The organism is Streptomyces sp. NPDC028308, from assembly GCF_055565855.1.
Window position 1 is genome coordinate 127,906 of record NZ_JBVHTO010000007.1, and the last position, 26,098, is coordinate 154,003.

The 26,098-nt window shown below is 72.6% G+C and carries 24 protein-coding genes and 1 tRNA gene; 11 read left to right on the forward strand and 14 right to left on the reverse strand.

Annotated features, from left to right (window positions below; all coding sequences use genetic code 11):
* Positions 1-70: 70 nt before the first annotated feature.
* From araD to ACZ4VA_RS17380, 5 genes are all read right to left on the reverse strand, one after another.
* Positions 71-1,810, reverse strand: coding sequence for an L-arabinonate dehydratase (araD, locus tag ACZ4VA_RS17360; protein WP_468081908.1), 1,740 nt, complete (start codon positions 1,808-1,810; stop codon positions 71-73).
* On the reverse strand, positions 1,798-2,706 hold the full coding sequence (locus ACZ4VA_RS17365) for a dihydrodipicolinate synthase family protein (RefSeq protein ID WP_355790169.1): 909 nt from the start codon (positions 2,704-2,706) through the stop codon (positions 1,798-1,800). Before ACZ4VA_RS17365 ends, araD begins: the two co-directional genes overlap by 13 nt.
* Positions 2,703-3,359, reverse strand: a complete 657-nt coding sequence (locus ACZ4VA_RS17370) for a GntR family transcriptional regulator (protein WP_355790167.1) — start codon at positions 3,357-3,359, stop codon at positions 2,703-2,705. The genes ACZ4VA_RS17365 and ACZ4VA_RS17370 overlap by 4 nt, the downstream gene beginning before the upstream one ends.
* 145 nt (positions 3,360-3,504) lie before the next feature.
* Positions 3,505-4,290, reverse strand: coding sequence for an MBL fold metallo-hydrolase (locus ACZ4VA_RS17375; protein ID WP_452921251.1), 786 nt, complete (start codon positions 4,288-4,290; stop codon positions 3,505-3,507).
* A 519-nt stretch (positions 4,291-4,809) separates the two neighbouring features.
* On the reverse strand, positions 4,810-5,397 hold the full coding sequence (locus ACZ4VA_RS17380; RefSeq protein ID WP_389390692.1) for a TIGR03086 family metal-binding protein: 588 nt from the start codon (positions 5,395-5,397) through the stop codon (positions 4,810-4,812).
* A 107-nt stretch (positions 5,398-5,504) separates the two neighbouring features.
* Here ACZ4VA_RS17380 and ACZ4VA_RS17385 point away from each other — a divergent pair, with 107 nt between their 5' ends.
* Both ACZ4VA_RS17385 and ACZ4VA_RS17390 read left to right on the forward strand, forming a co-directional pair.
* The gene (locus ACZ4VA_RS17385; protein WP_468081911.1) at positions 5,505-6,485 is read left to right on the forward strand and encodes an NAD(P)-dependent alcohol dehydrogenase; all 981 of its coding nucleotides are present in this window, start codon (positions 5,505-5,507) and stop codon (positions 6,483-6,485) included.
* Between the two features lie 50 nt (positions 6,486-6,535).
* Positions 6,536-7,774, forward strand: coding sequence for an MFS transporter (locus ACZ4VA_RS17390; protein ID WP_468081913.1), 1,239 nt, complete (start codon positions 6,536-6,538; stop codon positions 7,772-7,774).
* On the opposite strand, the gene ACZ4VA_RS17395 is transcribed toward ACZ4VA_RS17390, so the two are convergent.
* Positions 7,708-8,907 carry an HAD family hydrolase gene (locus ACZ4VA_RS17395; RefSeq protein ID WP_356173431.1) on the reverse strand — a complete coding sequence of 400 codons (1,200 nt, stop codon included), beginning with the start codon at positions 8,905-8,907 and terminating at the stop codon, positions 7,708-7,710. The genes ACZ4VA_RS17390 and ACZ4VA_RS17395 overlap by 67 nt on opposite strands.
* Complete coding sequence (locus tag ACZ4VA_RS17400; protein ID WP_468081915.1) at positions 8,904-9,845, reverse strand: 5-dehydro-4-deoxyglucarate dehydratase; 942 nt, start codon at positions 9,843-9,845, stop codon at positions 8,904-8,906. Before ACZ4VA_RS17400 ends, ACZ4VA_RS17395 begins: the two co-directional genes overlap by 4 nt.
* A gap of 287 nt (positions 9,846-10,132) precedes the next feature.
* On the opposite strand from ACZ4VA_RS17400, the gene ACZ4VA_RS17405 reads away from it, so the two are divergent.
* From ACZ4VA_RS17405 to ACZ4VA_RS17440, 8 genes are all read left to right on the forward strand, one after another.
* Positions 10,133-10,957 carry an NAD-dependent epimerase/dehydratase family protein gene (locus tag ACZ4VA_RS17405; protein WP_355785567.1) on the forward strand — a complete coding sequence of 275 codons (825 nt, stop codon included), beginning with the start codon at positions 10,133-10,135 and terminating at the stop codon, positions 10,955-10,957.
* 265 nt (positions 10,958-11,222) lie between these two features.
* The gene (locus tag ACZ4VA_RS17410; RefSeq protein WP_356173422.1) at positions 11,223-11,993 is read left to right on the forward strand and encodes a DeoR/GlpR family DNA-binding transcription regulator; all 771 of its coding nucleotides are present in this window, start codon (positions 11,223-11,225) and stop codon (positions 11,991-11,993) included.
* 114 nt (positions 11,994-12,107) lie between these two features.
* A complete protein-coding gene (locus ACZ4VA_RS17415; RefSeq protein WP_355785564.1) occupies positions 12,108-13,475 on the forward strand; it encodes an ABC transporter substrate-binding protein in 1,368 nt (455 codons plus the stop codon).
* Positions 13,472-14,410: a carbohydrate ABC transporter permease gene (locus ACZ4VA_RS17420; protein ID WP_355785561.1), complete on the forward strand. Its 939-nt coding sequence runs from the start codon at positions 13,472-13,474 to the stop codon at positions 14,408-14,410. The genes ACZ4VA_RS17415 and ACZ4VA_RS17420 overlap by 4 nt, the downstream gene beginning before the upstream one ends.
* Positions 14,407-15,258 carry a carbohydrate ABC transporter permease gene (locus ACZ4VA_RS17425; protein ID WP_356173414.1) on the forward strand — a complete coding sequence of 284 codons (852 nt, stop codon included), beginning with the start codon at positions 14,407-14,409 and terminating at the stop codon, positions 15,256-15,258. Before ACZ4VA_RS17420 ends, ACZ4VA_RS17425 begins: the two co-directional genes overlap by 4 nt.
* Positions 15,255-16,244: a zinc-dependent alcohol dehydrogenase family protein gene (locus ACZ4VA_RS17430; RefSeq protein ID WP_356239111.1), complete on the forward strand. Its 990-nt coding sequence runs from the start codon at positions 15,255-15,257 to the stop codon at positions 16,242-16,244. Before ACZ4VA_RS17425 ends, ACZ4VA_RS17430 begins: the two co-directional genes overlap by 4 nt.
* Before the next feature lie 41 nt (positions 16,245-16,285).
* Positions 16,286-16,507, forward strand: a complete 222-nt coding sequence (locus ACZ4VA_RS17435) for a hypothetical protein (RefSeq protein WP_356173409.1) — start codon at positions 16,286-16,288, stop codon at positions 16,505-16,507.
* Positions 16,508-16,571: 64 nt separating this feature from the next.
* Complete coding sequence (locus ACZ4VA_RS17440; RefSeq protein WP_356173560.1) at positions 16,572-17,744, forward strand: TerD family protein; 1,173 nt, start codon at positions 16,572-16,574, stop codon at positions 17,742-17,744.
* A 496-nt stretch (positions 17,745-18,240) separates the two neighbouring features.
* Here the strand turns inward: ACZ4VA_RS17440 and ACZ4VA_RS17445 are convergent, their stop codons facing one another.
* The 7 genes from ACZ4VA_RS17445 to ACZ4VA_RS17475 form a co-directional block, all read right to left on the reverse strand.
* A complete protein-coding gene (locus ACZ4VA_RS17445; protein WP_356175593.1) occupies positions 18,241-18,789 on the reverse strand; it encodes a TetR/AcrR family transcriptional regulator in 549 nt (182 codons plus the stop codon).
* A 148-nt stretch (positions 18,790-18,937) separates the two neighbouring features.
* Positions 18,938-19,954: a 1-aminocyclopropane-1-carboxylate deaminase gene (locus ACZ4VA_RS17450; protein WP_468081920.1), complete on the reverse strand. Its 1,017-nt coding sequence runs from the start codon at positions 19,952-19,954 to the stop codon at positions 18,938-18,940.
* Positions 19,955-20,010: 56 nt separating this feature from the next.
* Positions 20,011-20,679 carry a GntR family transcriptional regulator gene (locus tag ACZ4VA_RS17455; protein WP_468081922.1) on the reverse strand — a complete coding sequence of 223 codons (669 nt, stop codon included), beginning with the start codon at positions 20,677-20,679 and terminating at the stop codon, positions 20,011-20,013.
* Between the two features lie 147 nt (positions 20,680-20,826).
* Complete coding sequence (locus ACZ4VA_RS17460; RefSeq protein ID WP_468081924.1) at positions 20,827-22,410, reverse strand: TROVE domain-containing protein; 1,584 nt, start codon at positions 22,408-22,410, stop codon at positions 20,827-20,829.
* Between the two features lie 372 nt (positions 22,411-22,782).
* Positions 22,783-22,861, reverse strand: a tRNA-Met gene (locus tag ACZ4VA_RS17465).
* Between the two features lie 64 nt (positions 22,862-22,925).
* Entirely contained in the window at positions 22,926-24,371 is a 1,446-nt protein-coding gene (locus tag ACZ4VA_RS17470) for an alkaline phosphatase PhoX (RefSeq protein ID WP_355785201.1), read from the reverse strand.
* A gap of 155 nt (positions 24,372-24,526) precedes the next feature.
* Complete coding sequence (locus ACZ4VA_RS17475) at positions 24,527-24,898, reverse strand: winged helix-turn-helix transcriptional regulator (protein WP_355785199.1); 372 nt, start codon at positions 24,896-24,898, stop codon at positions 24,527-24,529.
* Positions 24,899-24,982: 84 nt separating this feature from the next.
* Between ACZ4VA_RS17475 and ACZ4VA_RS17480 the strand changes: the two genes are divergently transcribed.
* Complete coding sequence (locus ACZ4VA_RS17480) at positions 24,983-25,891, forward strand: NAD(P)-dependent oxidoreductase (RefSeq protein WP_356239103.1); 909 nt, start codon at positions 24,983-24,985, stop codon at positions 25,889-25,891.
* Positions 25,892-26,098: the final 207 nt, after the last annotated feature.

Consider the following 26,098-nt stretch of genomic DNA (forward strand, 5'->3'; position numbering starts at 1 on the left):
CTGAGCGGTTCCGTCGAAGCGCTTCACGTACGGTGTTCGTGTGCTCGGCCGTGGGGGCGCGGCCGTGGAGTCAGCCCGCGTACGGGTCCGGCACCTTCCCCGGCCTGGCCAGGAAGGCGAAGTCGCAGCCGGTGTCGGCCTGCGTGATCTGTTCGGCGTAGAGCGCGCCGTAGCCTCGCTCGTACCGCTCGGGCGGCGCCGTCCACCGCGCCCGGCGCCGCTCCAGCTCGGCGTCGTCGACGTCGAGTCGCAGCGACCGCGCCGCGACGTCGAGGGTGATGCTGTCGCCGGTGCGCACCAGGGCGAGCGGGCCGCCGACGTAGGACTCCGGTGCCACGTGCAGGACGCAGGCGCCGTAACTCGTGCCGCTCATACGGGCGTCCGAGATCCGCACCATGTCCCGCACCCCCTGCTTGAGCAGCCGGTCGGGGATCGGCAGCATGCCGTACTCCGGCATGCCGGGGCCGCCCTTGGGTCCGGAGTTGCGCAGCACCAGCACGCTGTCGGCGGTGATGCCCAGGTCCGGGTCGTCGATGGTGCGCTGCATGGTGCGGTAGTCGTCGAAGACGACGGCGGGACCGGTGTGCCGCAGCAGGCGCGGTTCGGCGGTGATGTGCTTGATGACGGCCCCGTCGGGACAGAGGTTGCCGCGCAGCACGGCGACTCCGCCCTCGTCCGCGACCGGGTTGTCCCGCGGGCGGATGACGTCGTCGTCGTGCACCCGGGCGCCGGCGAGCTGCTCGCGCATCGTGTCGTGCGAGACGGTGGGCCGGTCCAGGTGCAGCAGGTCCGGGATGCGGGACAGGAACCCGGGCAGGCCGCCGGCGAAGTGGAAGTCCTCCATCAGGTACGTCTGTCCGCCGGGCCGGACGTTGGCGAGCACCGGGACCGTGCGGGCGATGCGGTCGAAGTCGTCCAGGGTGAGGCGCACGCCCGCGCGGCCGGCCATCGCGATCAGGTGGATCACCGCGTTGGTGGAGCCGCCGAGCCCGAGGACGGTGGTGACCGCGTCGGTGAAGGCGTCCTCGGTGAGGATCTGGCTCAACCTGCGGTCCTTGTGCACCAGTTCGACGATGCGAAGGCCCGCGGCGGCGGCCATCCGGTCGTGCCCGGAGTCGACGGCCGGGATGCTGGAGGCGCCCGGGACGGTGACGCCGAGGGCCTCGGCGGCGGCGGTGAGCGTGGACGCCGTGCCCATCGTCATGCAGTGGCCCGGGGAGCGGGCGAGTCCGCTCTCCAGCTCGGACATCTCGCAGTCGCCGATCAGGCCGGCGCGCTTGTCGTCCCAGTACTTCCACATGTCGGTGCCGGAGCCGAGGACCTCGTTGCGCCAGTGGCCGGGCAGCATGGGCCCGGCGGGCACGAAGACGGCCGGCAGGTCGACGGAGGCCGCGCCCATCAGCAGGGCGGGCGTGGACTTGTCGCAGCCGCCCATCAGCACCGCGCCGTCCACGGGGTAGGACCGGAGCAGCTCCTCGGTCTCCATCGCGAGCAGGTTGCGGTAGAGCATGGGGGTCGGCTTCTGGAAGGTCTCGCTCAGGGTGGAGACCGGGAACTCCAGCGGGAAGCCGCCGGCCTGCCACACCCCCCGCTTCACGGCCTGTGCGCGGTCACGCAGGTGCACATGGCAGGGGTTGATGTCCGACCAGGTGTTCAGGATCGCGATGACCGGCTTGCCCAGGTGCTCCTCGGGGAGGTAGCCGAGCTGGCGGGTGCGGGCGCGGTGGCTGAAGGAGCGCAGACTCGAGGAGACGCCGCTGCCGTACCACTGGTGGCTTCTGAGGTCTTCGGGGCGCTTCACTGCGACCACCCCGCGGCTATCGCGGCGACTTCCGCCCGCTCGGGCTCCGGCAGCGGCTTGCTCGGGGCCCGTACGTCGCGACGGCACAGACCGAGCGAGGCGAGCGCCTCCTTGACCACGGTCACGTTGTTCGCGGAGCCGTCGGCGGCGCGCAGCTCCTCGAACCGGCGGATCTGCTCCCACACCTTCATGGCCGCCGGATAGTCCCCGGATCGAAGCGCTTCGATCATGTTCAGCGAGACGGACGGGGCGACGTTCACCAGCCCCGAGGTGAAGCCGGTGGCGCCCGCGGAGAAGTACGAGGGGGCGTACGGCTCGGCGAGTCCGGCCACCCACACGAACCGTTCCAGGCCGGCGTCGCGGGCGAAGGCGGCGAAGCGCGCCGCGTCCGGGACCGCGTACTTCACGCCGATGACGTTCGGGCAGGCGTCGGCGAGTTCGGCGAGCCGCGCGCCCGGGAGCAGCGCGTTGCGCAGGTACGGGACGACGCCCAGCTCGGGCACGGCCTCCGCGATGGCCCGGTGGTAGTCGACCCAGCCCCCGTCGGACACGTACGGGTGCACGGGCTGGTGGACCATCACCATCTGCGCGCCCAGTTCGCGGGCGTGCCGGGCGGAGGCGACGGCGGTCGGCACGTCGTGGCCGACGCCGACCAGGGTCACGGCGCGGTCCCCCGCCTCCTCGACGGTCAGCTCCGTGACGAGCTGCCGCTCCTCGGGGGTCAGCGCGTAGAACTCGCCGGTGTTGCCGTTCGGGGTGAGGGTGCGCACACCGCCGTCGAGCAGTCGGCGCAGCAGGGCCCGGTGGGTGTCGCGGTCGACCGTGCCGTCCTCGGCGAAGGGGGTCACCGGGATCGCCACGACCTCGGCGAGCGCGGCCCGCTGGGTCTCGTACGCCGCCGTCATCCCTGACCGTCCTCTCCCCGGGCCTCGGGGAAGGCCCGCTGCACGAACGACGCGATGTGCGCGTGGAGGGCGCTCGCCGCGCCGTCCGCGTCGCCGTCGAGGGCGAGCCGCAGGATCTCCCGGTGCTCGTTCGCCTCGCGTTCCCAGGACGGGTCGGCCGCCCAGGCGACGGCGGAGACCAGGGCGGCCTGGTCACGGACCTCGTCCAGCATCCGGCCGAGCAGCGGGTTGCCGCAGGAGACGTACAGGGCGCGGTGGAACTCCCGGTTGGCCAGAGAGCGTTCGGCGGTGTCGGAGGCGTCGTCGGAACGGCCGAGGGCGTCGCGCGCCGCGTCCAGGGAGGCTCCGCGGCGCACCGCCCGCCGCAGTGCCTCGGGTTCGAGGAGCAGCCGTACGTCGTACACCTCGCGCGCCATGTCCGCGTCCACCATGCGCACCGTGACGCCCTTGTACTGGTTCATCACGACGAGCCCGGTGCCGGCCAGGGTCTTGAGCGCCTCGCGCACGGGGGTCTTGGACACCCCGAACTGCGCGGCGAGTTCGGTTTCGACCAGGGCCTGACCCGGGGTCAACTGCCCGGTCAGGATGCGGTGTTTGATCCCCTCCAGCACGTACTGCGTGCGGGACGGGATCGGTGTGGGCACAGAGGTCATGCGCGCCTCTCGGATCTCACGTGCGGATCGCGTACATCTGATCTCGCGTATCGCGTCTCATATATGACGTACGAAGTACGACGCGTTGAAGCTAGAAGCGCGCTCGTGTTTCGTCAACGCTTCCGGCAAAAGAAGTCCGGACGACTTACCGGCGGGGTCCCCCGGCGCCGCGGACGGTCCGGACGTCGCCCTCGCGTGCGGTGACGGTACGGCCGCCGAACACGGCGGCGGCCCGCGCGGTCGCCGACTCCCGGGTGAGCGTGGGTCCGACATGGGTCACGAGCAGCTCGCCGACGCCCGCCCTGCGGGCCGCCTCGCCCGCTTCCTCCGGCGTGAGATGGACCCGCGTTCGCTCTTCGCCGCCGGGATGCCGGTCGACGTCGGCCTCGCAGAGGAACACGTCGGCGCCGTCCGCGAGCCGGGTGAGCGCGGCACAGGGGCCGGTGTCCCCGGAGTACGCGAGGACGGCGCCCGCGCACTCGGCGCGCAGCCCGTACGCCTCGGTGTCGTGCACGACAGCGCGGCTGGTCAGCCGCAGCCCACCGAAGCGTGCCTCGGCACCGTCCCGGAGCGGCCTGAGGTCGAGGATTCCGTCCAGGAACCCCGCGTCGGGCCGCCCGAAGAAACCGGCGAGCCGCTGTCCGCACGCCTCGGGCGCGAGGACGGGGACGGGCCGCGGCGGGGTGAGCCCGCCGTAGGCGAACCCGTAGACGGCCGACAGCAGGTCGGCGCTGTGGTCCGCGTGCAGATGCGAGATCCAGATCGCGCTCAGCCGTGCCGGATCCGTGTACCTCTGCAACTCCGCGAAGCTGCCGGGCCCGGCGTCGACCCACACCTCGGCGCCGCCGCCGCTCAGCAGATACCCGGAGCAGGGACGGCCGGGCCCCGGGTGCGGGGAGGCGGTGCCGAGGACGGTGAGGGTGATCGCCACGGGAGCGAGCCTACGAAACCCCGCCCCGAGGGGCACCCCCCACCCACACTTCGCCGGCGACGCCCCCGTACCGGCACCCGGGCCGCCCAGGTGCGGGCACGCCAACTGGCGTCTGCGTGAGGGAGCTTGGCCACCCGGGGCCGGAGACCCGCGAGGGCGACACGGGTACCCCGGACCAGCCAGGAAGCGGTCAGGGCAGGGCCTCGCCCACGCGGGGCAGGCTCTCACCCTCGTGACGCCCGGGCGGGCGGCCACATCCCCCTGGACGGGGAGCAGTTGGCACGCGGGGGCGCCACAGGTCCGGGCGTGCGGCCGACCGGCGCCTGCCGCACCGACCGCGCGAGGCGCACCCGGTCGGCCTGCCCACCCCGCCGACCTGGCGTCCCCCGGCCTGCCCAGCGGCGTACCGACCTCGCGGGACGGAATCCGGTCCCCCCGACCGCACCGCCGGCCCCGCGCCCCCGGGTGTCGCCGTGGAGGGGCGGTCTCCGGGCCGGGCGGAGGTCGGGGGCGGGTGTCCTACGGGGTCCAGTGGGGGTCGCGGCCGCTCAGGCCGATCGCCCGGGTCAGGAGGGGCGCGTCGTCCGGCACGGGCACGACGGGGCCGAAGATGCCGTCCCCGCCGGCCGGTTCCGCCGCCGAGGCGGCGAGGAATCCGTGCGCCACCAGGAGCGCGTCCGCGTCGGGCTCGTACTCCTGGCCGGTGGCGCGGGCCAGGTCCCAGCCGTGCACGACGAGTTCGTCGGCCGCGACCGCGGCGGCGACCGCGCCCGGCAGCGCCACCCCGCCCGCCCGGGTCTCACCGGTGAAGGCGGCCGGGTCGCGCCACGCCTCGGCGAACTCGTCCAGGGTCTTCGCCAGGTCCTCGCGCCAGCCGGGCCCGATGTCGGGCAGGCCGGTGTCCGGGGGCGTGTCCGTCGTCGGCCCGAGATCCTTGCGCGCGGCGTCCCGGAAGGCGATGGCGAGCCCGGTCAGATGGCCGAGCAGATTGCGCACCGCGTACGCGGGGCACGGGGTCACGCCGTCGAGCTGCTCCTCGCGCACCCGCTCGGCGAGCCCGGCCACGATCCGGGCCTGCGGTCCGAGGTCGAGCATGGTGTCGGTCATCCGAAACTCCTCCGTAGGCGTCTCCACTCCTGAGGTAGACCGGCGGCGGCCGCGAAAGTCATCGCCGCCGGGGTGCTCCGTGCACCGGCCCGCGAGAGGGGATCCCCATGAAAGCGATCGTTCAGGATGTCTACGGCCCCGTCGACGTCCTGGAACTGCGGGACATCGACCGTCCCGTACCCGGGGACGACGAGGTGCTCGTCCGGGTCCGCGCCGCCGGAGTCGACCCGAGCGTGTGGCACCTCATGACCGGCCGCCCCTACGTCGCCCGCATCGCCCTCGGCCTCCGCAGACCCAGGAACCCGGTCCGCGGCTGGGACGGCGCCGGCACCGTGGAGGCCGTCGGGGCGAAGGTGACCGGCCTGAAGCCGGGCGACGAGGTCTTCGGCACCTGCGAGGGCGCCTTCGCCGAGTACACGTGCGCCAAGGCCGGCCGGCTCGTCCCCAAGCCGACGAACCTCACCTTCGAGCAGGCCGCCGCCCTCCCCGTCTCCGGCCAGACCGCCCTCCAGGCCCTGCGCGGCACGGCCCGCCCCCGGCCGGGGCAGAAGGTCCTCGTCATCGGCGCCTCGGGGGGCGTGGGGAGCTTCGCCGTGCAGCTCGCGGTGATGTACGGCGCGGAGGTGACCGGCGTGTGCGGCCCCGGCGGCGCGGACCTCGTCCGCTCGCTGGGCGCCACCAGGGTCGTCGACTACACCCGCGAGGACGTCACCGAGGGCCCGGTCCGCTACGACGTGATCCTCGACGTGGCGGGCAACCGCCCGCTGCCGCGCCTGCGCCGCGTCCTCGCCCCGCGCGGCACCCTCGTCATCGCCGGCGGCGAGGGCGGCGGCCCGTGGCTGGGCGGCCTGGACCGCCAGCTGCGCGCCGTCCTGCTGTCGCCGTTCGTGCGCCAGAACCTCCGCAACCTGATGTCCGTGTCCCGCCGCGAGGACCTGCTGACGCTGCGGAGCCTCGCCGAGAGCGGCGAGATCGTCCCGGCCGTCGACCGCACCTACCCCCTGTCCGAGGCCGCCGACGCCGTCCGCCATCTGACGGACGGCCACCCCCGGGGCAAGCTGGTGGTCACCGTCCCGCAGGCCGCGTAGGGCAGTTGCCCGATCCCGGCGAGGGGGCCTTAGCCGCACGCTTGCCGTCCATGACGACATGGACGGTGACGCGTGTCCTGCGGGACCGCGAGGCGGGGCTGTACCTGGGCGCGGTGGTCGTGTCCGGGTTCGGCTCGTCGGCGATGTGGCTGGTGGCGGGCGTCTGGGTGAAGGACCTGACGGGTTCGGACGGCCTGGCGGCGCTGTGCGTCCTCGCCCTGTGGGCGCCCACCCTCGCGGGTCCCCTGCTGGGCGCCCTCGCGGACCGCACCCGGCGCGGACCGCTGCTGGTGTGGACGAATCTGGGCCTGGCCGCGCTGCTCCTGCCGCTCTGCGCCGTGGGGGCGCGGGACACCGTGTGGCTGCTGTTCGCGGTGCTCCTCGTCTACGGCGCGACGGGCGTCGTCCAGGACGCGGCGGAGGCGGCCCTGGTGGCGGTGGCGGTCGACCGGCGGCTGCTCGGCGACCTCAACGGGCTGCGGACGGCCGCCGCCGAGGGCATGAAGCTGGTCGCCCCACTGGCGGGAGCGGGCCTGTACGCGGCCTGCGGCGGCGCCTGGGTCGCCGTCCTCGACGCGTGCACCTTCGTACTGGCTGCGGCCCTGTACGCCCTGCTGCGCGTCCGCGAGGAGAGCCCGCGCCGGGTGCAGGGGAGCCCGTGGGAGCGTACCGCCGAGGGCGCCCGCGTGCTGTGGCGTCACCCGACGCCGCGGGCGCTGGTCCTCGCGGGCGGCACGACCATGCTCTTCGCGGGCGTCAACGGCGCGCTGCTGTACGCGGTGGTGGACGGACTCGGGCGGCCTCCCGCGTACGCCGGGGTGCTCTACACCGTCCAGGGGGCGGGTTCGGTGGCCGGCGGGCTGGCCGCGGGTCCGCTCCTGCGCAGGTTCGGCGGTCTGCGCTTCGCCGCCTGCGGGATCGCCGTCACCGCCGTCGCCGTGGCGGCACGGGCCGTTCCGTCCGACCCCGTGGCGCTGGTGAGCAGCGCGGCGATCGGCCTGGGCCTGCCGTGCGTGCTGGTGGCCGCCCTGACGGCGGTCCAGCGGGAGACGCCGGACGCGCTGCTGGGCCGTGCGGCGGCGACGGCCGGCACCCTGATGTTCGCGCCGAACGCGGTGGGTCTCGGCGTGGGCGCCGGCCTGGTCGAACTGGTCCCCCACCAGCTGGTGCTGGTACTGCTCGGAGCGGCCCTGCCGGTGGGCGTCGTGCCGCTGCTCAGGGCTCACGCGCGGCGGGCGAGCGCCTCCGCGACGAGCGACAGGTCCTCGTCGGACGCCAGCCCCGCGTGATAGAGCCGCACTTCGGTGGCTCCGAGGCCGGCCGCCCGCGCGATGTCCGCGCCCAGGGCGGCGGGGCTGCCGCCCATCCCGCTCACCACGGTGAGGTTGGCCGCCAGCACGCGCCCCGCGACCCGCTGTTCGGCGAAGGGTGCCAGCAGCTCCGGTCCCCCGGTGCAGGGCACGACGACGCCGTCGGCGACCGACAGGATGTGCCCGGGGTCCACTCCGGCGTTCGCTCCGCAGTGGTAGGACACCGGGTCCGCGTGGAGCAGGACGCGGAAGCCGTCCGGCGCGGCGGCGCGTACGGCGGCGACCGTCTCCTCCTGGAGGGACCGGGCGACGGAGTCCCGCCACGCGCGCGTGGCGGCCGCGCGCTCCCCGCCGAGGAGCTTCTCCACCGCCTCCCAGCCCCCGCCGGGCGCCTCGCCCCGCCAGACCGGCTCCAGCGCGCGCCGTACCGCGTCCGCCGTCTCGTCGGGGTCGAGCCCCCGGCCCGCGTACCCGTCGCGGCACGAGGGGCAGAAGCAGAGCGACATCAGGTACTGGCCGGCGTCCCCGAGGCGCACTCCCGCCGTCTTGTCGTGGGCGTGGAGATGGGCGAGCCCGTACCAGCCGAGGGACTCCAGTTCCGTCCCGGCGGCCCCGGGCCTCACGGCCGCCTCCACGGCGAGGCCGGTCAGGTACGCGCGCGTGCCGGGCTGCGCGATGCAGGGCGCCCAGGGATAGCGGTCCCCGTAGGCGTTGACGACGGACGTGTCGGGGAACTCCTCGCCCAGCCGGGAGTTGTGGGCGAGGACCACCCAGGTGTGCACGTCGAGGCCGGCTCCGGCGAGGGCGGCGGCGGCCTCCCCGTAGGCGTCCCCGGGCGCCCAGTCCCCGGCCGGGTACGGGCGCAGCCGGTGCCCCTTCCAGCGCTCGCCGTCCGGCGGGTAGAGGACGGCGGCGTGCGAGGCGGTGACGACGCGGTGCCGCGGGTGGCGGGGGGTGAGGGCGCGGGTGGAGTGGTAGGCGGAGGCGAGCGTCGCCTGGTGTACGCCGAGTGCGGCGAGGCGGGCCGCGGCGCCGGGGTCGCCGTTGACGTCCCAGGGGTAGACGAACGCCGCCGCGCGCGGCGTCACGGTCCGGCCGCCGGCCGCGCTCACCGGCCCTCCTCGATCAGCGCGTGGCCCCGCTCGACGAGTTCGGCGAGCTGTTTGACGTGCTCCTCCGGGGGTTCGTGCAGGGGCGGCCGGACCTCGCCGACGTCGAGTCCTCGCAGCCGTACGCCCGCCTTGACCAGCGAGACGGCGTAGCCGCGGCCGAGCCCCCGCAGGTCGACGAACGACCGGTAGAAGCCGTCGAGCAGTCGGTTGGCGGTGGTGTCGTCGCCGGAGTTCAGCGCGGTGTGGAAGGCGAGGGCGATCTCCGGGGCGAAGCAGAAGACGGCGGAGGAGTACAGGGTGATGCCGATGCCGCGGTAGGCGAGGGCGGTGAGTTCGGCGGTGGGCAGGCCGTTGAAGTAGAGGAAGTCTCCCGGGGCCTCGCTGCGCACCGCGCTCACGACGCGCTGCATCAGGTCGAGGTCGCCCAGTCCGTCCTTGAAGCCGATAATCCCGTCGGTGCGGGCGAGTTCGACGACCGTGCCGGGGGTGAACAGGGCGTTGTCGCGCTGGTAGACGACGATGTCGAGGGAGGTCGCGGCGGCGAGTTCGCGGTAGTGCCGCAGCAGGCCCTCCTGTGCGGCGACGACGAGGTACGGCGGCATGGCGAGCAGGCCGTCCGCTCCCGCCTCCTCGGCGAGCCGGGCGAAGCGGACGGCGAGCGCGGTGCCGTAGCCGGCGCCCGCGACCACCGGGACGCGTCCCGCCGCCGCCTCCACGGCCGCCCGTACGCACGCCTGGAACTCCTCGGGCGTGAGCGCGTGGAACTCGCCCGTGCCGCAGCACGCGAACACGGCCGCCGCTCCGGCGTCGACGCCCCGGCGCACGTGCTCGCGGTAGACGTCGAGGTCGACGGAGCCGTCGGGGCCGTACGCGGTGACGGGGAAGAACAGCGGGCCGCTGGGGGCACGCAGTCGGGCGGCGAGCGGGGCTGGCGTCACGGGCTCTCCCTGAACAGGCACGGCGCCCGGCGCGCCGCGCCGTCGCCGGCGCTCACGCACACACCACACAGTGCACGTCTCTGATCCACGTCTATATTTCTGAACGCGCCCACGCTAAGCCGCGACCTCGGGGCCGGTCAAGCGCGCAAACCCGCGACACGGAGGCGGATTGAGCGCCTCCGCGCGACACTTGACGCGAGGCGGCGGAGATCCCTAGCGTGTCCATGAATGTGAATGCCGTACACGCATACGCATGATTTACGGCTGCCGATGCAAGGAGACCGAGGATGCCCGCTCCCCGCACCGTTCTGCTCACCGGCGCCGCCGGCGGACTCGGCACCCTCATGCGGGGACTGCTGCCGCGGTACGGGTACCAGCTGCGCCTGCTGGACATGCGCCCCGTGGAGGGCGAGCCGGACGCGATCACCGCGGACCTCTCGGACCGGACCGCGCTGCGCGAGGCGGTACGGGGCGTCGACGCGGTCGTCCACCTCGCGGGCATCTCCCTGGAAGCCTCCTTCGACAAGATCCTCAAGGCGAACATCGAGGGAACGTACAACCTGTACGAGGCCGCCCTGGAGGAGGGCGTACGCCGGATCGTCTTCGCCTCCTCCAACCACGCGGTCGGCTTCACGCCCCGGCCGCGGGGCGAGGCACCCCACGAACCCGGCGCTCTGATCCCGATCGACACCCCGCGCCGCCCGGACACCTTCTACGGCCTGTCGAAGTCCTTCGGCGAGGACCTCGCGCAGTTCTACTGGGACAAGCACGGCCTGGAGACGGTCTCGGTGCGCATCGGCTCCTGCTTCGCCGAGCCCACCAGCGTCCGCATGCTCTCCGTGTGGATGAGCCCCGAGGACGGCGCCCGCCTCTTCCACGCCGCCCTCACCGCCGAGGACGTCGGGCACACGGTCGTCTACGGCTCCTCCGCCAACACCCGCCTGTGGTGGGACCTCACGACCGCGCGGGCCCTCGGCTACGAGCCGCAGGACGACTCCGAGCCGTACGCCGAGAAGCTCGTCGCCGAACAGGGCGAGCTCGACCCGGACAACCCGGACCACGCCCACCTGGGCGGCCACTTCGTCACGAACCCGCCGATCTGGCCGTACTGACCCGGCGACGGGAACGCGTTCAGGGGCGGGCGGGCACCGAACGGGCCCGCCTGCACCCCTGTTCGGGCACTGCGGCTGCCCGAACGCACCCCCTCACCTGCTCCGCCGCAGGTCCGACACGGACAAGCGGAGCCGCGAAACGGGCACAGCCGGGCATCATCGGGCAAGGAACAGGCCTGGTCACTGGCCACAACGCGCTGTAGAACTTCCCACGTGGGCCTCACCGGGCCCGAACGGGCAGTCCAGCAGGGCGCACAGGGAGCAGATGACGGCCATGACCGCGGAAGAACGACAGCGTGAGATCGTCCGGGCCGCGCGCCGCACCGGCGCGGTGGACGTCACCACACTCGCCGCCGAACTGGGCGTGGCCAAGGAGACCGTCCGGCGCGATCTGCGCACCCTGGAGGACCACGGCCTGGTGCGGCGCACCCACGGCGGCGCCTACCCGGTGGAGAGCGCGGGCTTCGAGACGACGCTCGCCTTCCGCACCACCAGTCACGTCCCCGAGAAGCGCAGGATCGCCGCCGCGGCGGCCGAGTTGCTCGGGGACGCCGAGACCGTCTTCATCGACGAGGGATTCACCCCCCAGCTCATCGCCGAGGCCCTGCCCCGGGACCGCCCGCTGACCGTGGTCACCGCCTCGCTCGCCACCGCGGGCGCCCTGGCCGAGGCCGACAACACGAGCGTCCTGCTGCTCGGCGGCCGGGTCCGCCCCGGCACGCTCGCCACCGTCGACCACTGGACGACGAAGATGCTCGCCGGCTTCGTCATCGACCTGGCGTTCATCGGCGCCAACGGCATCTCCCGCGAACAGGGCCTGACCACCCCCGACCCGGCGGTCAGCGAAGTCAAGGCCCAGGCCGTCCGCGCCTCACGGCGGACCGTCTTCGCGGGCGTGCACACCAAGTTCGGAGCGGTGAGCTTCTGCCGGTTCGCCGACATCAGCGTGCTGGAGGCGATCGTCACCAGCACCCTGCTCCCCTCGTCCGAAGCCCATCGCTACTCCCTCCAGGGGCCTCAGGTCATCCGCGTCTGAGAGCCCAGGCGACCCGGGCGAACCACCCTCTCCGCATCGCGCCCCGCACTTCGCGCAGGGCGCCGTCACACCCATGCCCTCCCCCTTGTCTCCCCCTACGTCCAGGAGCGATCCATGCGAACCCAGAGCCGACGGAGGCCGCGCGCGCTCGCCGCGGCCGCCGCAGGGACGCTGCTCGCCCCGCTGCTCTCCGGCTGCTGGGCCGGGGCGGGCGGAGCCGGTTCCGGCGGCGACTCCATCAACGTGCTGATGGTCAACAACCCACAGATGGTCGAACTCCAGAAGCTCACCGCCGCGCACTTCACCAAGGAGACCGGCATCGAGGTGAACTTCACCGTCCTGCCCGAGAACGACGTCCGCGACAAGATCAGTCAGGACTTCGCCAACCAGGCCGGGCAGTACGACGTCGCCACCCTCAGCAACTACGAGATACCGATCTACGCCAGGAACGGCTGGCTGCACGAGATGGACTCGTACGTCCGCGAGGACCCCGCGTACGACGAGCAGGACGTACTCAAGCCCATGCGCCAGTCCCTGACCGGCGACGACGGCAAGCTCTACGGGCAGCCCTTCTACGGCGAGTCCTCGTTCCTGATGTACCGCAAGGACGTGTTCGCCGCGAAGGGCCTGAGGATGCCCGCGCACCCGACCTGGCGGCAGGTGGCGGACCTCGCCGCGAAGGTGGACGGCGCCGAGTCCGGCATGCGCGGCATCTGCCTGCGCGGTCTGCCCGGCTGGGGCGAGATCATGGCGCCGCTCACCACGGTCGTGAACACCTTCGGCGGGACCTGGTTCGACAAGGACTGGAAGGCCCGCCTGGACTCCCCCGAGTTCGTGAAGGCGACGAAGTTCTACGTCGGCCTGGTCCGCGAGCACGGCGAGTCCGGCGCCGCCCAGTCCGGCTTCGCCGAGTGCCTCAACAACCTCACCCAGGGCAAGACGGCCATGTGGTACGACGCCACCTCCGCCGCCGGATCGCTGGAGTCGGCCAAGTCCCCGGTCAAGGGGAAGATCGGCTACGCGCCGGCGCCGGTCGAGAAGACGGAGAGCTCCGGCTGGCTCTACACCTGGGCCTGGGGCATGCAGAAGGCCTCCCACAACTCCGACAAGGCCTGGAAGTTCGTCTCCTGGGCGTCGAGCAAGGAGTACGAGCAGCTCGTCGGGGACAAGGTCGGCTGGTCCGACGTCCCGGCCGGGAAGCGCGCCTCGACGTACACCAACGCCGACTACCGCAAGGAGGCTGCGGCCTTCCAGGACATGACGCGGGCCGCCATCGAGGGGGCCCGGCCCCGCGACCCGGGAGTGCAGCCGCGGCCGGCGCCCGGCATCCAGTTCGTCGGCATCCCCGAGTTCACCGATCTCGGCACCAAGGTCTCCCAGGAGATCAGCGCGGCCGTCGCCGGACGCCAGTCCGTCGAGTCGGCCCTGAAGAAGTCCCAGCGGCTGGCCGAGCAGATCTCCGAGGAGTACGAGGGACGATGACCGCCACGACGACAGCCCCGATCGCCACCGCTCCCGCGAGCACCGCCCCCAGGTCCTCGGGACGGCTCCGCGCCTGGGCCACCCGCGCCCCGCTGCTCCCTGCCCTGATCTTCATGATCGCCGTGACCCAGCTCCCCTTCGTGGCCACGCTGGTGATCTCCTTCTTCGACTGGAACTCCCTCTATCCGAAGGCCCGTCACTTCACCGGCCTCGCCAACTACGGGGACGTCCTCACCGACCCGGACCTGCGCAAGTCGGTCCTCACCACGATCCTGCTGACCGCCACCGTGGTCATCGTCAGCCTGCTCGTGGGGCTCGGCCTCGCCCTGCTCATGGACCGCAGGTTCCGGGGCCGGGGCCTGGTCCGCACGCTGCTCATCGCGCCGTTCCTGGTCGTCCCGGTGGCCGCCGCGCTGCTCTGGAAGCATGTGCTCTACAACCCGGAGTACGGCCTTTTCAACGGTCTCCTGCACTATGTGGGCGGCCCACAGCCCGACTGGATCTCCGACACCCCGCTGCTGGCGGTCGAGGCTTCCCTGGTCTGGCAGTGGACGCCGTTCATGATGCTGATCCTGCTGGCCGGACTGCAGAGCCGCTCCCACGAGCAGATCGAGGCGGCCCGCGTCGACGGGGCGAGCGACTGGCAGATCTTCCGCCATCTGACCCTGCCCCACCTGCGCCGCTATCTCGAACTCGGCGCCCTGCTCGGCTCGATCTACATCGTGCAGAACTTCGACGCCGTCTTCACCATCACCTCGGGCGGCCTCGGCACCGCGAACCTGCCGTACACCGTCTACCAGAGCTTCTACCAGGCCCACGAGAACGGCCTCGCGTCCGCCGCCGGCGTCCTGGTCGTCATCGGTTCGATCATCATCGCGACCTTCGCCCTGCGCGTGGTGTCGTCCCTGTTCAGCGAGGAGGCGTCCCGCGCATGAGCGCCACCGCAGCCCCCGTACGCAGCCGCCGCACCCGTGGCGCGGGCCTCGGCCTGGTCGCCTGGCTGGCAGGCCTCGTCTTCTTCCTGCCCGTCGCGTGGATGGCGCTGACGTCCTTCCACTCCGAGTCGGACGCGGCGACCAACCCGCCGTCCTTCGCGGCCTCGCTCACCCTCGACGGCTACCGCGAGTTCTTCGGCTCCGGCGGCGGCGCCAGCCCCTGGCCGTCCCTGATCAACTCCACGGTGGCGTCCGTCGTCTCCACCCTGTGCGTCCTGCTGCTGGCGCTGCCCGCCGCGTACGCCCTGTCCATCCGGCCGGTGCGGAAGTGGACCGACGTCCTGTTCTTCTTCCTCTCCACCAAGATGCTGCCGGTCGTCGCGGGCCTCCTGCCGATCTACCTGTTCGCCAAGAACACCGGCCTGCTCGACAACATCTGGCTGCTGGTCATCCTCTACACCTCCATGAACCTGCCGATCGCGGTGTGGATGATGCAGTCCTTCCTCGCCGAGGTGCCGGTCGCGGTCATCGAGGCCGCGCAGATCGACGGGGCCCGGCTGCCGACGGTCCTCGCCCGCATCGTGGCCCCGATCTCCGCGCCCGGCATCGCGGCCACCGCCCTGATCTGCTTCATCTTCAGCTGGAACGAGCTGCTGTTCGCCCGGGTGCTGACCGGCGTGGTGGCCGAGACCGCGCCCGTCTTCCTGACCGGCTTCATCACCAGCCAGGGCCTGTTCCTGGCCAAGGTGTGCGCCGCGTCGCTCGTCATCTCCCTGCCGGTGCTCGCCGCGGGGTTCGCCGCCCAGGACAAACTGGTCCAGGGCCTGTCGTTGGGAGCCGTGAAATGAAGGCCGCCGTCATCGAGTCCGTGGGCAGGGCCGTCGTCACCGAGGTCCCGGACCCGACGCCGGGGCCGCGCGAGGTGGTCGTCGAGGTCGCGGCCTGCGGTCTGTGCGGCACCGATCTGCACATCCTCCAGGGCGAGTTCGCGCCGAAGCTGCCCATCGTGCCGGGACACGAGTTCGCGGGCGAGGTGGTCGGTGTCGGCACCGGCGTCACCGATCTGGCGATCGGCGACCGCGTGGCCGTGGACCCCTCCCTCTACTGCCACGAGTGCCGGCACTGCCGTACCGGCCACAACAACCTCTGCGAGCGGTGGGCGGCGATCGGCGTCACCACGGCCGGCGGCGCCGCCCAGTACGCGGTGGCCCCCGTCGCGAACTGCGTGAAGCTGCCCGAGCACGTCCGCACCCAGGACGCCGCCCTCGTCGAGCCGCTCTCCTGCGCGGTGCGCGGCTACGACGTCCTCAACTCCCGCCTCGGCGCCCACGTCCTCATCTACGGCTCGGGCACGATGGGCCTGATGATGCTGGAGCTCGCCAAGCGGACCGGCGCGGCGAGCGTCGACGTGGTGGACCTCAACGAGCAGCGGCTGTCCACGGCCAGGCTCCTCGGCGTCTCCGGGGCCGCCACCGGCGCCGACGAACTGGACCGTCCGCAGGGCTGGGACGTGGTCGTCGACGCGACCGGCAACGGCGCCGCGATCCAGGACGGCCTGGACCGGGTCGCCAAGGCCGGCACCTTCCTCCAGTTCGGCGTCGCCGACTACGCGACCCGGGTCACCATCGACCCGTACCGCATCTACAACCAGGAGATCACCATCACCGGCTCGATGGCGGTCCTGCACAGTTTCGAACGCGCGGCCGAGCTGTTCGCGAACGGCGCCCTCGACCCGGACGTCTTCATCAGCGACCGGCTGCCGCTGACGAGCTACCCGCAGGCACTGGAGCAGTTCGCGGCGGGCGTCGGCCGCAAGATCGTGGTGACGCCGTAAACCGGTGGTCCCGGGCATGGCCGGGGGCCTAGCATCCGGCCATGCCAGCACCCCAGGGATTCCGGTACGAGGAGCACGCGGACGGCTCGGTCACCATCACCCACCGTGACCGCCCCGCGGGCACCCTGCGCGGCGCCCGCGCCGAACGGTTCCTCGCCGAGATCGCGGCCGGGGACCCCCAGCTGGTGATGGCCCGCTGGACCGGGAACTACAAGCACGGCAACGAACGCACGGCGCGCAACCACCCCCGCAACCGGCGATGACCCGATTGGCCCTCGGGTAAGGGAACGGTAAAGCGGTGTCGGTCGTTCACCCGGCATGACCGCTATGACCCCCGGCTCGAACATCCCTCTCCCCGTCACCCGCGTGACGGTGGACGTCGCCGCTCCCGTGCGGCTCGACGTTTCGGGCCTGCTGCTCACCGCCGACGGCAAGGTGCGCTCCGACGACGACTTCATCTTCTACAACCAGCCCGCGGGCCCCGGCGTGACGTACCGCTCGGGCGGCGGTTCCGCGCCGGACGCGATCACGGTCGACACGGCCGCGGTCCCCCCGGGCATCGAGAAGATCGTCGTCACCGCGAGCCCGGACGCCGCGGGGCAGACCTTCCAGGGCATCGAGCCCACGGCCACCATCCGCAACGCGGACGACAACTCCGTGCTGGCCTCCTTCACCCCGCCGCAGCTGGGCGCGGAGACGGCCCTGGTGATCGTCGAGGTCTACCTGCGCAACGGCGTCTGGAAGGCCCGCGCGGTCGGCCAGGGCTACGCGAACGGCCTGGCCGGCATCGCCACGGACTTCGGTGTGACGGTCGAGGAGCCGGCGCCCGCCGCCGCCCCGGCCGCACCCCCGGCGCAGCCCGTGGCGGCCCCGCCCGTCCCGGCCGCACCGCCCGCCGCCGCACCCGCCGCCCCCTCGTCCGGGAAGATCAACCTCGACAAGGGCCGGGTGAGCCTGCAGAAGAACCAGACGGTGTCCCTGGTCAAGGGCGGCCGCCCGCTGCTCTCCCAGGTCAAGATGGGCCTCGGCTGGGAGCCCGCGTTCCGCGGCAAGGACATCGACCTGGACGCCTCGGTCATCGCGTACGGGCCGCAGCGCAATCACATCGACAGCTGCTACTTCGGCAAGCTCTCCATCGTGAACGGCGCGATCAAGCACTCCGGCGACAACCTGACGGGCGAGGGCGGCGGTGACGACGAGGTGATCGTCGTCGACCTCGGCCGTCTCCCCCAGGAGGTCACCGGCCTGGTCTTCACGGTCAACTCCTTCTCGGGCCAGAAGTTCACCGAGGTCGCCAAGGCCTACTGCCGCCTCCTCGACGCCGCGACGGGCGAGGAGCTGGTCCGCTTCGACCTCACCAACGCCGAGGCCCAGACGGGCGTCATCATGGCCAAGCTGATCAAGCAGTTCTCCGGCGAGTGGGAGATGACGGCAGTGGGCGACTTCGTCAAGTCCCGCACGGTCCGAGGCATGGTCAAGCCGGCAGCCGCCGCCCTCTGACCCACCCACCAGGCCCACCCGCCCTGAAACGCCGCCCGGGTGGGCCCACTCCTCTCACACTCCTCAGCACCGGTGGTCACGAGGGTGGGCCGGCGAACCCGACGCCAACGGGTGCCGCTGCGCCCACCCTCCCCATCATCAGGATTGCGCAGCTAGGGGCGGGACCGCCGCCCACGGCCCGCACGGGAGCAACCGGCCCCGCGCCCCCGCGGGCTCAGCCCCCACGGCCCGCACGGGAGCCACCGGGCCCGAGCCCCCGCAGCTCAGCCGCCCGCGACCCGCAGTCGCCATCGCACCGAAGGGGCCGTGCCGGTACATCAAATGGCCGTCGAGACGGGGACGTACCCGACCGAGGAACGCTGGTAACGGACGCCAACAACAACTACCGACGGCCGGATGTACCGGCACGGCCCCGACCCACCCACCGAACCGAAGGCGCCCGACGCCCACCACACCGCACCAACGGCGACCAGCGCACCGGAGTCGGCCGGAGGCCCTACGCCCGCAGTCCCTCCGTCAGCAGCGACAGGTACCGCCGGATGCACGGCCCCCCACCCCCGGCCAGCTCCGACGCCGTAACGACCCCGTGCGCCAGCCGCAGCACCTCGATCGGCTCCACATCCGCCCGCAGCGTCCCCTCCCGCTGCGCCGCCCCCACCAACCGCCCCACCGCCCGCTTCAACGGCTCCCCACACGCGCTCAGCACAGGAGCACACCCGTCCGCGACAGCCGACCCGAGCAACGCCTTCAGCCCGCGCATCCGGACCATGCCCTCGCCGAGTTCGTTCAGCCACTCCCCCAGCGCCTCGCCCGGCGGCAGCTCCCGCGCGATCTGGTCCGCCCGGACCGCCAGCGCTTCGACACTGTCGACGTACACCGCCTCCAACAGCGCCCGCCGCGTGGGGAAATGCCGGTACAGCGTGCCGGACCCCACCCCCGCCCGCTTGGCGATGTCGTCCAGCGACGCGCTCTCCCCGTGCTCGGCGAACGCGACCGCGGCCTCCTTGAGCAACCGCTCGTAGTTCCGCCGCGCGTCAGCCCTCATGCCCCGCACGGCCCCTGCACCGGAACCCGCACCGGAACCCGCACCCGCACCCGCACCCGCACCCGCACCCACCATCCCCACACTCCTCACCAACCGGGGCCCCTCTCCGCATCGTAACGAGCACCGGAGAAGGCCCGTCCGGCCCGGCTCAGAACAGGGCGCTGTAGGCGTTCAGGGCGGGCTGCCCCCCGAGGTGGGCGTACAGCACTGTCGACTCCCGCCCGATCTCGCCGCGAGCGACCAGATCGATCAGGCCGGCCATCGACTTCCCCTCGTAGACGGGGTCGGTGACCATCCCCTCGGTACGCGCGGCGAGCCGCATCGCCTCCAGCGTCGCCTCGTCGGGAACCCCGTAGGTACCTGCGTGGTACCTCTCGTCGAGCTCGACGTCCGCCTCCGTCAGTTCGGCCCGCAGACCGATCAGCCGGCCGGTGCCCCGGGCGATGCGCGAGATCTGCTCGCGGGTGCGGGCAGGCTCAGCCGACGCGTCGATCCCGAGGACGCGACGCGGTCGCCCGCCCGCCTCGGCGAGCGCCGCGAACCCGGCCACCATCCCCGCCTGGGTGGATCCGGTCACCGAGCACACCACCACGGTGTCGAAGAAGACGCCCAGCTCCTCCTCCTGTGCGGCGACCTCGTAGGCCCAGCCGGCGAACCCGAGCCCGCCGAGCGGATGGTCCGAGGCGCCCGCCGGGATGGCGTACGGCCTGCCGCCCGCCTCCTCGACCTCACGCAGCGCCCGCTCCCAGCTCTCCTTGACGCCGATGCCGAACCCGGCCCGGACGAGCCGCACGTCGGCGCCGGCGAGCCTGCTGAGGAGGATGTTGCCGACCTTGTCGTAGACGGCGTCGGGCCAATCCACCCAACTCTCCTGCACGAGGACGCACTTGAGACCGGCGCGGGCGGCGCAGGCGGCGACCTGGCGGGTGTGGTTGGACTGGACCCCGCCGATCGAGACTAGGGTGTCGCAACCCTGGGCGAGCGCGTCAGCGACGAGGTACTCCAGTTTGCGGGTCTTGTTGCCGCCGTAGGCGATGCCGGAGTTGCAGTCCTCCCGCTTGGCCCACAGCGCGGCGCCCCCGAGGTGTGCGGTCAGTCGCTCCAGGGGATGCACGGGCGAGGGCCCGAAGAGCAGGGGGTAACGCGCGTACGAGGCAAGGGACATGAGGGGGTCCTCCCCGATTCGGGTGCCGTCTCGGAAACCAGCACGCTCACCACTTCTCAACCACCGTCGACGGCACCGGCATCCCCATCCGCCAGCTCCTCCAGCCCGCGCCAGATGTCCGCCGTGACGCGGACGGCCTCGTCCACGTCCCCGTCGGCACACGCGTCGATCAGCCGCTCGTGCAGACCGGCCGACCGGCAGTTGCCCCCCTCACCGAAGCGGCGCCGCTCCAGCCGCCGGATGAGGGGGGTGTACCGGGCGACGGTGGCGGCGGCGGCACGATTGCCGCCGGCCCGCACCAGGACGTCGTGCAGCTCGTCGTCGGCACGCAGGGCGGCGTCCACGTCACCGTCCCGCACGGCGCGGGCGAACCGCGCGTTGGCCTCCCGCATCACGGTGATGTGACCGGCGTCGAGCCGGGGAACCGCCGTACGGACGGCCAGTTCGTGCATGGCGCCGACGACGGCGGCGGCGTCGCGCACATCGGCGGCGTTCACGGGGGTCACCCTGGTGTAGCTCTGCGGCTTGGACTCCAGGAGCCCGTCGTCCACGAGCCGGGCGAACGCCTCGCGGACCGGTGCCCGCGACAGCCCGAGCCGCTCGGCGAGCTCGGCGTCCCGCACCACCGCGCCCGGCGCGAGGTCACCGGCCACGATGGCGTCCCGGATGGTCTCGTAGGCCCGGTCCCGGAGCAGGGTCCGCCGCACGGGTCGCATCGTCTCCACAACTGAAATGTTAGATATCAGCTGTCCCGCGCCACAAGAGGGCGACCCGCACGACCACGGACCGCCCCCCAGCAGTCAGCGACCCCGCACCACGAACCGCCCCCTCAGCGCCCGCCCCGAGCCGAGCCCCGCCTCCGCCCCCGTCGCTCAACTCGCCCAGGGCCAGTCGGCGTCCCGTGCCCCCTCAAGGAGCGGCACCATCCGGAAGGCCGCGTCCGAGAGCCCCCCGAAGGTGTGCCGGAGGGGCGTGCCCGACGGGCCGTGGCCCGGCCGGTACCCCGCGAGGTTCCACGTGTAGACGGGGACGTCGGCCGGGACCTGCTCGGTCGGGTCGCCGTGGTGGCTGTACATGGCTTGCTCGTCGGTGACGATGAGCACCCGGTCGTGCTTCCGGTAGTGCCGGCGCACCGCCGCACTCGTGTCGGTGCCGCCGAGGTCCCCGAACCGCTCCAGGACCCGCAGCACCGACTCGCCCCGGCGGAACCGCACGGGCTCGCTGCTCGTGCCGAACTCGACCAGGTCCGCGTCCGCCGCCCGCAGCGCGAGCGCCGTACCGAAGATCGCGGCCGCGTCCGCCCGGTTCAGCTCGGAGCGCTCCGAGAGGCGCGAGTAGAACATCGAGCCGGACCGGTCGACGAGGACGAGTGTGCGTCCGCCCAGCGCCGGCACGTTGGCCAGCGAGTGGGCGAGCGCCTGCTCCAGCGGATACGCCCAGCGCAGCGAGGGCGCGTGCTGGTAGGCGGCGAGGTAGCGGAAGGGGAACTGCCGGGACCGCGCCACCTCGGCCGGGTCGCTGATCTTCGCCGCGACCCGGGCCGCGACCTCGTCGCTGACGCCCGCCTCGTCGAAGTTGCGCAGGTTGCGTACGAGGGCCATCGCGCCCATGGACGGGATCACGGCCTCCCAGGCCGCCCGGTCCATCGGGCCCTGGAGCCATCCGGCGAGCGCCTCCCAGGTGAGACCGGCCGCACGCAGCCGTTCGGGCCCGTCGGGCGCGGTGACCACGGCCCGCCGCTCGGCGACCGGCAGCGCCATCAGCTCGCGGTGCGCGACGAGCACGCGGTTCGAGGCGGGCGGGACGGCGGTGTCGGGGTTGTGGCGCCGGTCGAGGGCGTACCGGAAGAGGTCGCCCTGCCACGGCTTGTCGGGGTCCGGCGCCGCGTGCACCAGGTTGAGGATGTCGCCGAAGCGGTAGCCCTTCGACGCGGTGTCGTACTTCAGCAGGGACCCGCCGTGGTAGAGCCGCCGTACGGCGTCGGCGACACCGCGCTTGACGGGCTTGGGCACGTTGCGGCCGTAGCGGGAGGTCCAGTACGCGAGCAGCTCGCCGGGCTCGTCCGGGCGCCGCAGCACGGAGGCCACGACCTCGCGGTTGGCGGGGCCTTCGGTGGCGCCGGCGTCGAGCCGCGCCTTCACGTACTCGGCGGCGCCCACGATCGAGGCGGTCCGCAGGTTGCCCTCGCCGCGCAGCCAGCCGAGCAGTCCCGCCGTCCACGACGGGTCCTCGACGGCGAGCCGCCGCACGAGCGCGGCGAACCGGTCGTCGCGGTCGGCGCCGGTCTCGTAGAAGGTGTTCTGCGAGACGAAGTTGGCGACGGCCAGGAGGAAGAGCTCGGAGCGCGCGTCGCGCTCACGGCCGCGGCCGCCCTCGTAGGTGCGAAGGACACGGCCGGTGGAGGTCACCCGCGACGTGCTCCTGGGCTTCGCGGTCCTGATGTTGAATCGCGCCATGATGAATTCCCCCGAATTCGTCGGCGACGGTGACTGTCGCGTTTTCGGCGGAAGGCGCGGCAAATGGAGGGTGCCCGAGATCAGGGGTCGGCGACGGACTTGTCAGATGCTCTGCCGATTGAGCTACATCGGCCCTGAGCCGATGACGGGACTCGAACCCGCAACCGTCCGATCCGGAAGAAGTAACCGTTGCCTGCGCACCGGGCACCCACCATGAGCTGCGCCTCCCGAGATCAAGTCGGCGGCGGCGGGGATTCTTTGAGAGAGAAGTAGCCGCAGCCTGCGCACCGGGAGGTGCGTGAAGTTGTGGTGTCCAGAGTTCAGGTCGGCGGAACCGACGTAGGTGCTCTGCCCCTGAGCTACACCGGCGCGTGGTACCGGTGACGGGATTCGAACCCGTGGCCGCCCCATTATGAGTGGAAGTAGGTCCTGCCTTCGCACCTGGACAGGCATCACTCTAAAAGGGCGGCCGCGGAACCGGCCAATGAATTAATCATCCCGCCGCGGGCGGATTCTCACCGACGCTGCTGACGCTTCCACGGTCCCGTGATCGCCAGCATGATGCCGGGGTCCTGGATGTTGGCGAACAGGGTCCGGCCGTCGGGCGAGAACGTGACACCGGTGAACTCGCTGTACTCCGGCTCCTCTTCGGTGCCGATGTTGAGCTCGTTGCGGGCGATCGGGTACGTGCGGCCGCTGTCGGTGGCCCCGAAGAGGTGCTGGACGCCCGCGCCGTCCTCGGCGATGACGAGTCCGCCGTACGGGGAGACGGTGATGTTGTCGGGGCCGTCGAAGGCGCCGTCCTTGCCGGGGTCCGGGTTCACACCGAGCAGGACCTTCAGGGTCAGCGTGCGGCGCTTGGGGTCGTAGAACCAGACCTGGCCGTCGTGCTGGAGGGGGCTCTCCGCGCGGGCGAACGAGGAGACGATGTAGGCGCCGCCGTCGCTCCACCACATGCCTTCGAGCTTGCGGGCCCGGGTGACCTGGCCGGCGCCGAACTGCTTGCGCACGGAGACCGTCTTCGCGTCGCGGTCCGGGACGTCCACCCAGTCGACGCCGTACACCGTGCCGATCCTGGTCGCGCGGGACAGGTCGTCGACGAACTGGCCGCCGGAGTCGAAGCACTTGAACGCCTGGAGCGCGCCCGCGTCGTCGGCGAGGCCGGCCAGCCGGCCGTGGCCGTGCTCGAAGCCCTGCGGCGGGGTCCAGCGGTATAGGAGGCCGTTCGGGTTCGAGGCGTCCTCGGTGAGGTAGAGGCGGCCGCGCTTGGGGTCGACGACGACGGCTTCGTGGGCGTACCGGCCCAGGGCCTTGACGGGCTTGGGGTCGCGGTTGCGGCGGCGGTCCTCGGGGTCGACCTCGAAGACGTAGCCGTGGTCCTTGGTCATGCCGTTCTGGCCGGCCTTGTCCTCGGTCTCCTCGCAGGTGAGCCAGGTTCCCCAAGGAGTGCTGCCGCCCGCGCAGTTGGTGGCGGTGCCGGCGATGCCGACCCACTCGGCGACCTTGTCGTGGCGGACCTCGACGACCGTGCAGCCACCGGACGCGGCCGGGTCGTAGACCAGGCCCTCGGTGAGCGGGACGGGGTACTTCCACTTGGACCGGGCGCCGGACAGTTCGTGGTTGTTGACCAGGAGGGTGGCGCCGCGCGGCCCGTCGAAGGTGGCCGTGCCGTCGTGGTTGGACGGGGTGAACTCGCCGGACTCCAGCTTGGTGCGGCCGCTGTAGGTGATGACGCGGTACTTGAACCCGGCGGGCAGGGCGAGCAGGCCGTCGGGGTCGGGGATCAGCGGTCCGTAGCCGACACCCCCGTGCCGGTCCGCCGAGTCGTCGCCGGTGCTCTCGGTGTCGGTGGACGCGAGGGCGTTCGGCGCGGTGGCGAGGGCGCCGACGCTGCCGGCCAGCGCGACTCCGGCGCCGGTGAGCGCGGACCGTCTGGCGAAGTCCCTGCGGGTGAGCGACATGCTGTCTCCTGTGACGGTGGAGTGGGACTGTCGTGAGGGGGGTGGCGGACCTCGTTGCGGCGCCACCGTCCCGCCCGCGGCTGAACGGCAGTTGAACGCGGCCCGACATCGGAGGACCCCGTTACGTGAATCCACCTGGCCACCGGCCGGGACGCCTACCCGTGCGCGGTCCCGGCCGCGCCGACCCTCTCGCAGCCCTCGCGGCGCATCCGCTCGACGCCCCAGGCACCGAGCGGGGCCAGCGCCTGGTTGAGGGTGTGCCCGTGCTCGGTCAGCGTGTACTCCACCCGGGGCGGCACCTCGGCGTGGACCTTCCGGTGCACGAGCCCGTCCGCCTCCAGCTCACGCAGGTGCTGGGTCAGCATCTTCTCGCTGACCCCCGGCAGACCGCGGCGCAGCTCCGCGAAGCGGCGTACGCCGTGCGCGTGGAGCTCCCACAGGATCAGCCCCTTCCACTTGCCGCTCACCACGTCGAGCGCGGCGTCGATCCCGCAGATGTAGGGCCCGTTCCTCGGTGCCTTGGCCATCGCTGTTCCCCCTTACCGAAAGGTGAGTACCGCAGAAAATAGTAGGTACTTCCGGGCGGGGCGGTGCTCTCCGAGCATGGAGGGGTGAACGAACGACAGAACGACACCACCGGGCGGGACACCGCCGTCACCGTGATCGGACTCGGCCCGATGGGCCGGGCGATGACCCGCACCCTGCTCGCGGCCGGCCACCCGGTCACGGTCTGGAACCGCACTCCCGGCCGCGCCGACGGCGTCGTCACCGACGGCGCGACGCTCGCGGCGACACCGGCCGCGGCGGTCGGGGCGAGCGGCCTCGTGATCCTCAGCCTCACCGACTACGGAGCGATGTACGACATCCTCGGGGACGCCGCCACCTCGCTCGCCGGGCGCACACTGGTCAACCTGAGCTCCGACACCCCCGAGCGCTCACGCCGGGCAGCGGCCTGGGCGGCGGACCACGGCGCCGCGTTCCTCACCGGAGGCGTCATGGTCCCCGCGCCGATGGTCGGTTCGGAGGCGGCCCACGTCTACTACAGCGGCCCCGCCGGGGTGATGGAGCGTCACCGTCCGGTCCTGGCACGGATCGGGTCGCCGAAGTACCTGGGCGAGGACCCGGGCCTCGCGCAGATGATGTACCAGGCCCAGCTCGCGGTGTTCCTCACCACGCTGTCCGGGCTGATGCACGCGACGGCGATGCTGGGCACCGCGGGGATGAAGGCGGCCCAGGCGCTGCCGGAGCTGCTCTCGTCCGCCGACTCCATCGGCGCCATCCTGCGGTCGGCGGAGGAGCACCCCGGCAGCGCGCTGGACGCCGGGAAACACCCCGGCGACCTCAGCACGGTCACCATGATGGGCGCGACGTCCGACCACATCGTCGAGACCAGCGCCTCGCTCGGCCTGGACCTGGCGCTGCCGTCGGCCGTGCAGGCCCACTACCGGCGCGCGATCGAGGCCGGGCACGGCGGCGACAACTGGACCCGCATCATCGACAGCATCCGGGCGCCCGACTGATGTCGGTGCCGCCGCGATCGGCGCTCGTCGCCGTGGCCGCGATCGGCGGTGCCGCGGCCCGCGGCGGGGCCGATTCGGGCGGACCCCCGGCACACGGTCCGGGGAAAGCGACCGGGCCCGCCGGACAGCGCCCCGCGAGCCCGGCCTCACGGACACAGCGCCCCACGAGGCCGGCGTCACGGACAGGACCCCCTGAGCCCGGCCTCT

Excerpts from the sequence above, each read along its gene's own strand:
- ACZ4VA_RS17365 (WP_355790169.1), bottom strand. The coding sequence starts at position 2,706 with ATGACGGCGGCGTACGAGACCCAGCGGGCCGCGCTCGCCGAGGTCGTG.
- ACZ4VA_RS17370 (WP_355790167.1), bottom strand. The coding sequence starts at position 3,359 with ATGACCTCTGTGCCCACACCGATCCCGTCCCGCACGCAGTACGTGCTG.
- ACZ4VA_RS17380 (WP_389390692.1), bottom strand. The coding sequence starts at position 5,397 with ATGACCGACACCATGCTCGACCTCGGACCGCAGGCCCGGATCGTGGCC.
- ACZ4VA_RS17385 (WP_468081911.1), top strand. The coding sequence starts at position 5,505 with ATGAAAGCGATCGTTCAGGATGTCTACGGCCCCGTCGACGTCCTGGAA.
- ACZ4VA_RS17390 (WP_468081913.1), top strand. The coding sequence starts at position 6,536 with ATGACGACATGGACGGTGACGCGTGTCCTGCGGGACCGCGAGGCGGGG.
- ACZ4VA_RS17405 (WP_355785567.1), top strand. The coding sequence starts at position 10,133 with ATGCCCGCTCCCCGCACCGTTCTGCTCACCGGCGCCGCCGGCGGACTC.
- ACZ4VA_RS17410 (WP_356173422.1), top strand. The coding sequence starts at position 11,223 with ATGACGGCCATGACCGCGGAAGAACGACAGCGTGAGATCGTCCGGGCC.
- ACZ4VA_RS17415 (WP_355785564.1), top strand. The coding sequence starts at position 12,108 with ATGCGAACCCAGAGCCGACGGAGGCCGCGCGCGCTCGCCGCGGCCGCC.
- ACZ4VA_RS17420 (WP_355785561.1), top strand. The coding sequence starts at position 13,472 with ATGACCGCCACGACGACAGCCCCGATCGCCACCGCTCCCGCGAGCACC.
- ACZ4VA_RS17425 (WP_356173414.1), top strand. The coding sequence starts at position 14,407 with ATGAGCGCCACCGCAGCCCCCGTACGCAGCCGCCGCACCCGTGGCGCG.
- ACZ4VA_RS17430 (WP_356239111.1), top strand. The coding sequence starts at position 15,255 with ATGAAGGCCGCCGTCATCGAGTCCGTGGGCAGGGCCGTCGTCACCGAG.
- ACZ4VA_RS17435 (WP_356173409.1), top strand. The coding sequence starts at position 16,286 with ATGCCAGCACCCCAGGGATTCCGGTACGAGGAGCACGCGGACGGCTCG.
- ACZ4VA_RS17440 (WP_356173560.1), top strand. The coding sequence starts at position 16,572 with ATGACCCCCGGCTCGAACATCCCTCTCCCCGTCACCCGCGTGACGGTG.
- ACZ4VA_RS17445 (WP_356175593.1), bottom strand. The coding sequence starts at position 18,789 with ATGAGGGCTGACGCGCGGCGGAACTACGAGCGGTTGCTCAAGGAGGCC.
- ACZ4VA_RS17450 (WP_468081920.1), bottom strand. The coding sequence starts at position 19,954 with ATGTCCCTTGCCTCGTACGCGCGTTACCCCCTGCTCTTCGGGCCCTCG.
- ACZ4VA_RS17460 (WP_468081924.1), bottom strand. The coding sequence starts at position 22,410 with ATGGCGCGATTCAACATCAGGACCGCGAAGCCCAGGAGCACGTCGCGG.
- ACZ4VA_RS17470 (WP_355785201.1), bottom strand. The coding sequence starts at position 24,371 with ATGTCGCTCACCCGCAGGGACTTCGCCAGACGGTCCGCGCTCACCGGC.
- ACZ4VA_RS17475 (WP_355785199.1), bottom strand. The coding sequence starts at position 24,898 with ATGGCCAAGGCACCGAGGAACGGGCCCTACATCTGCGGGATCGACGCC.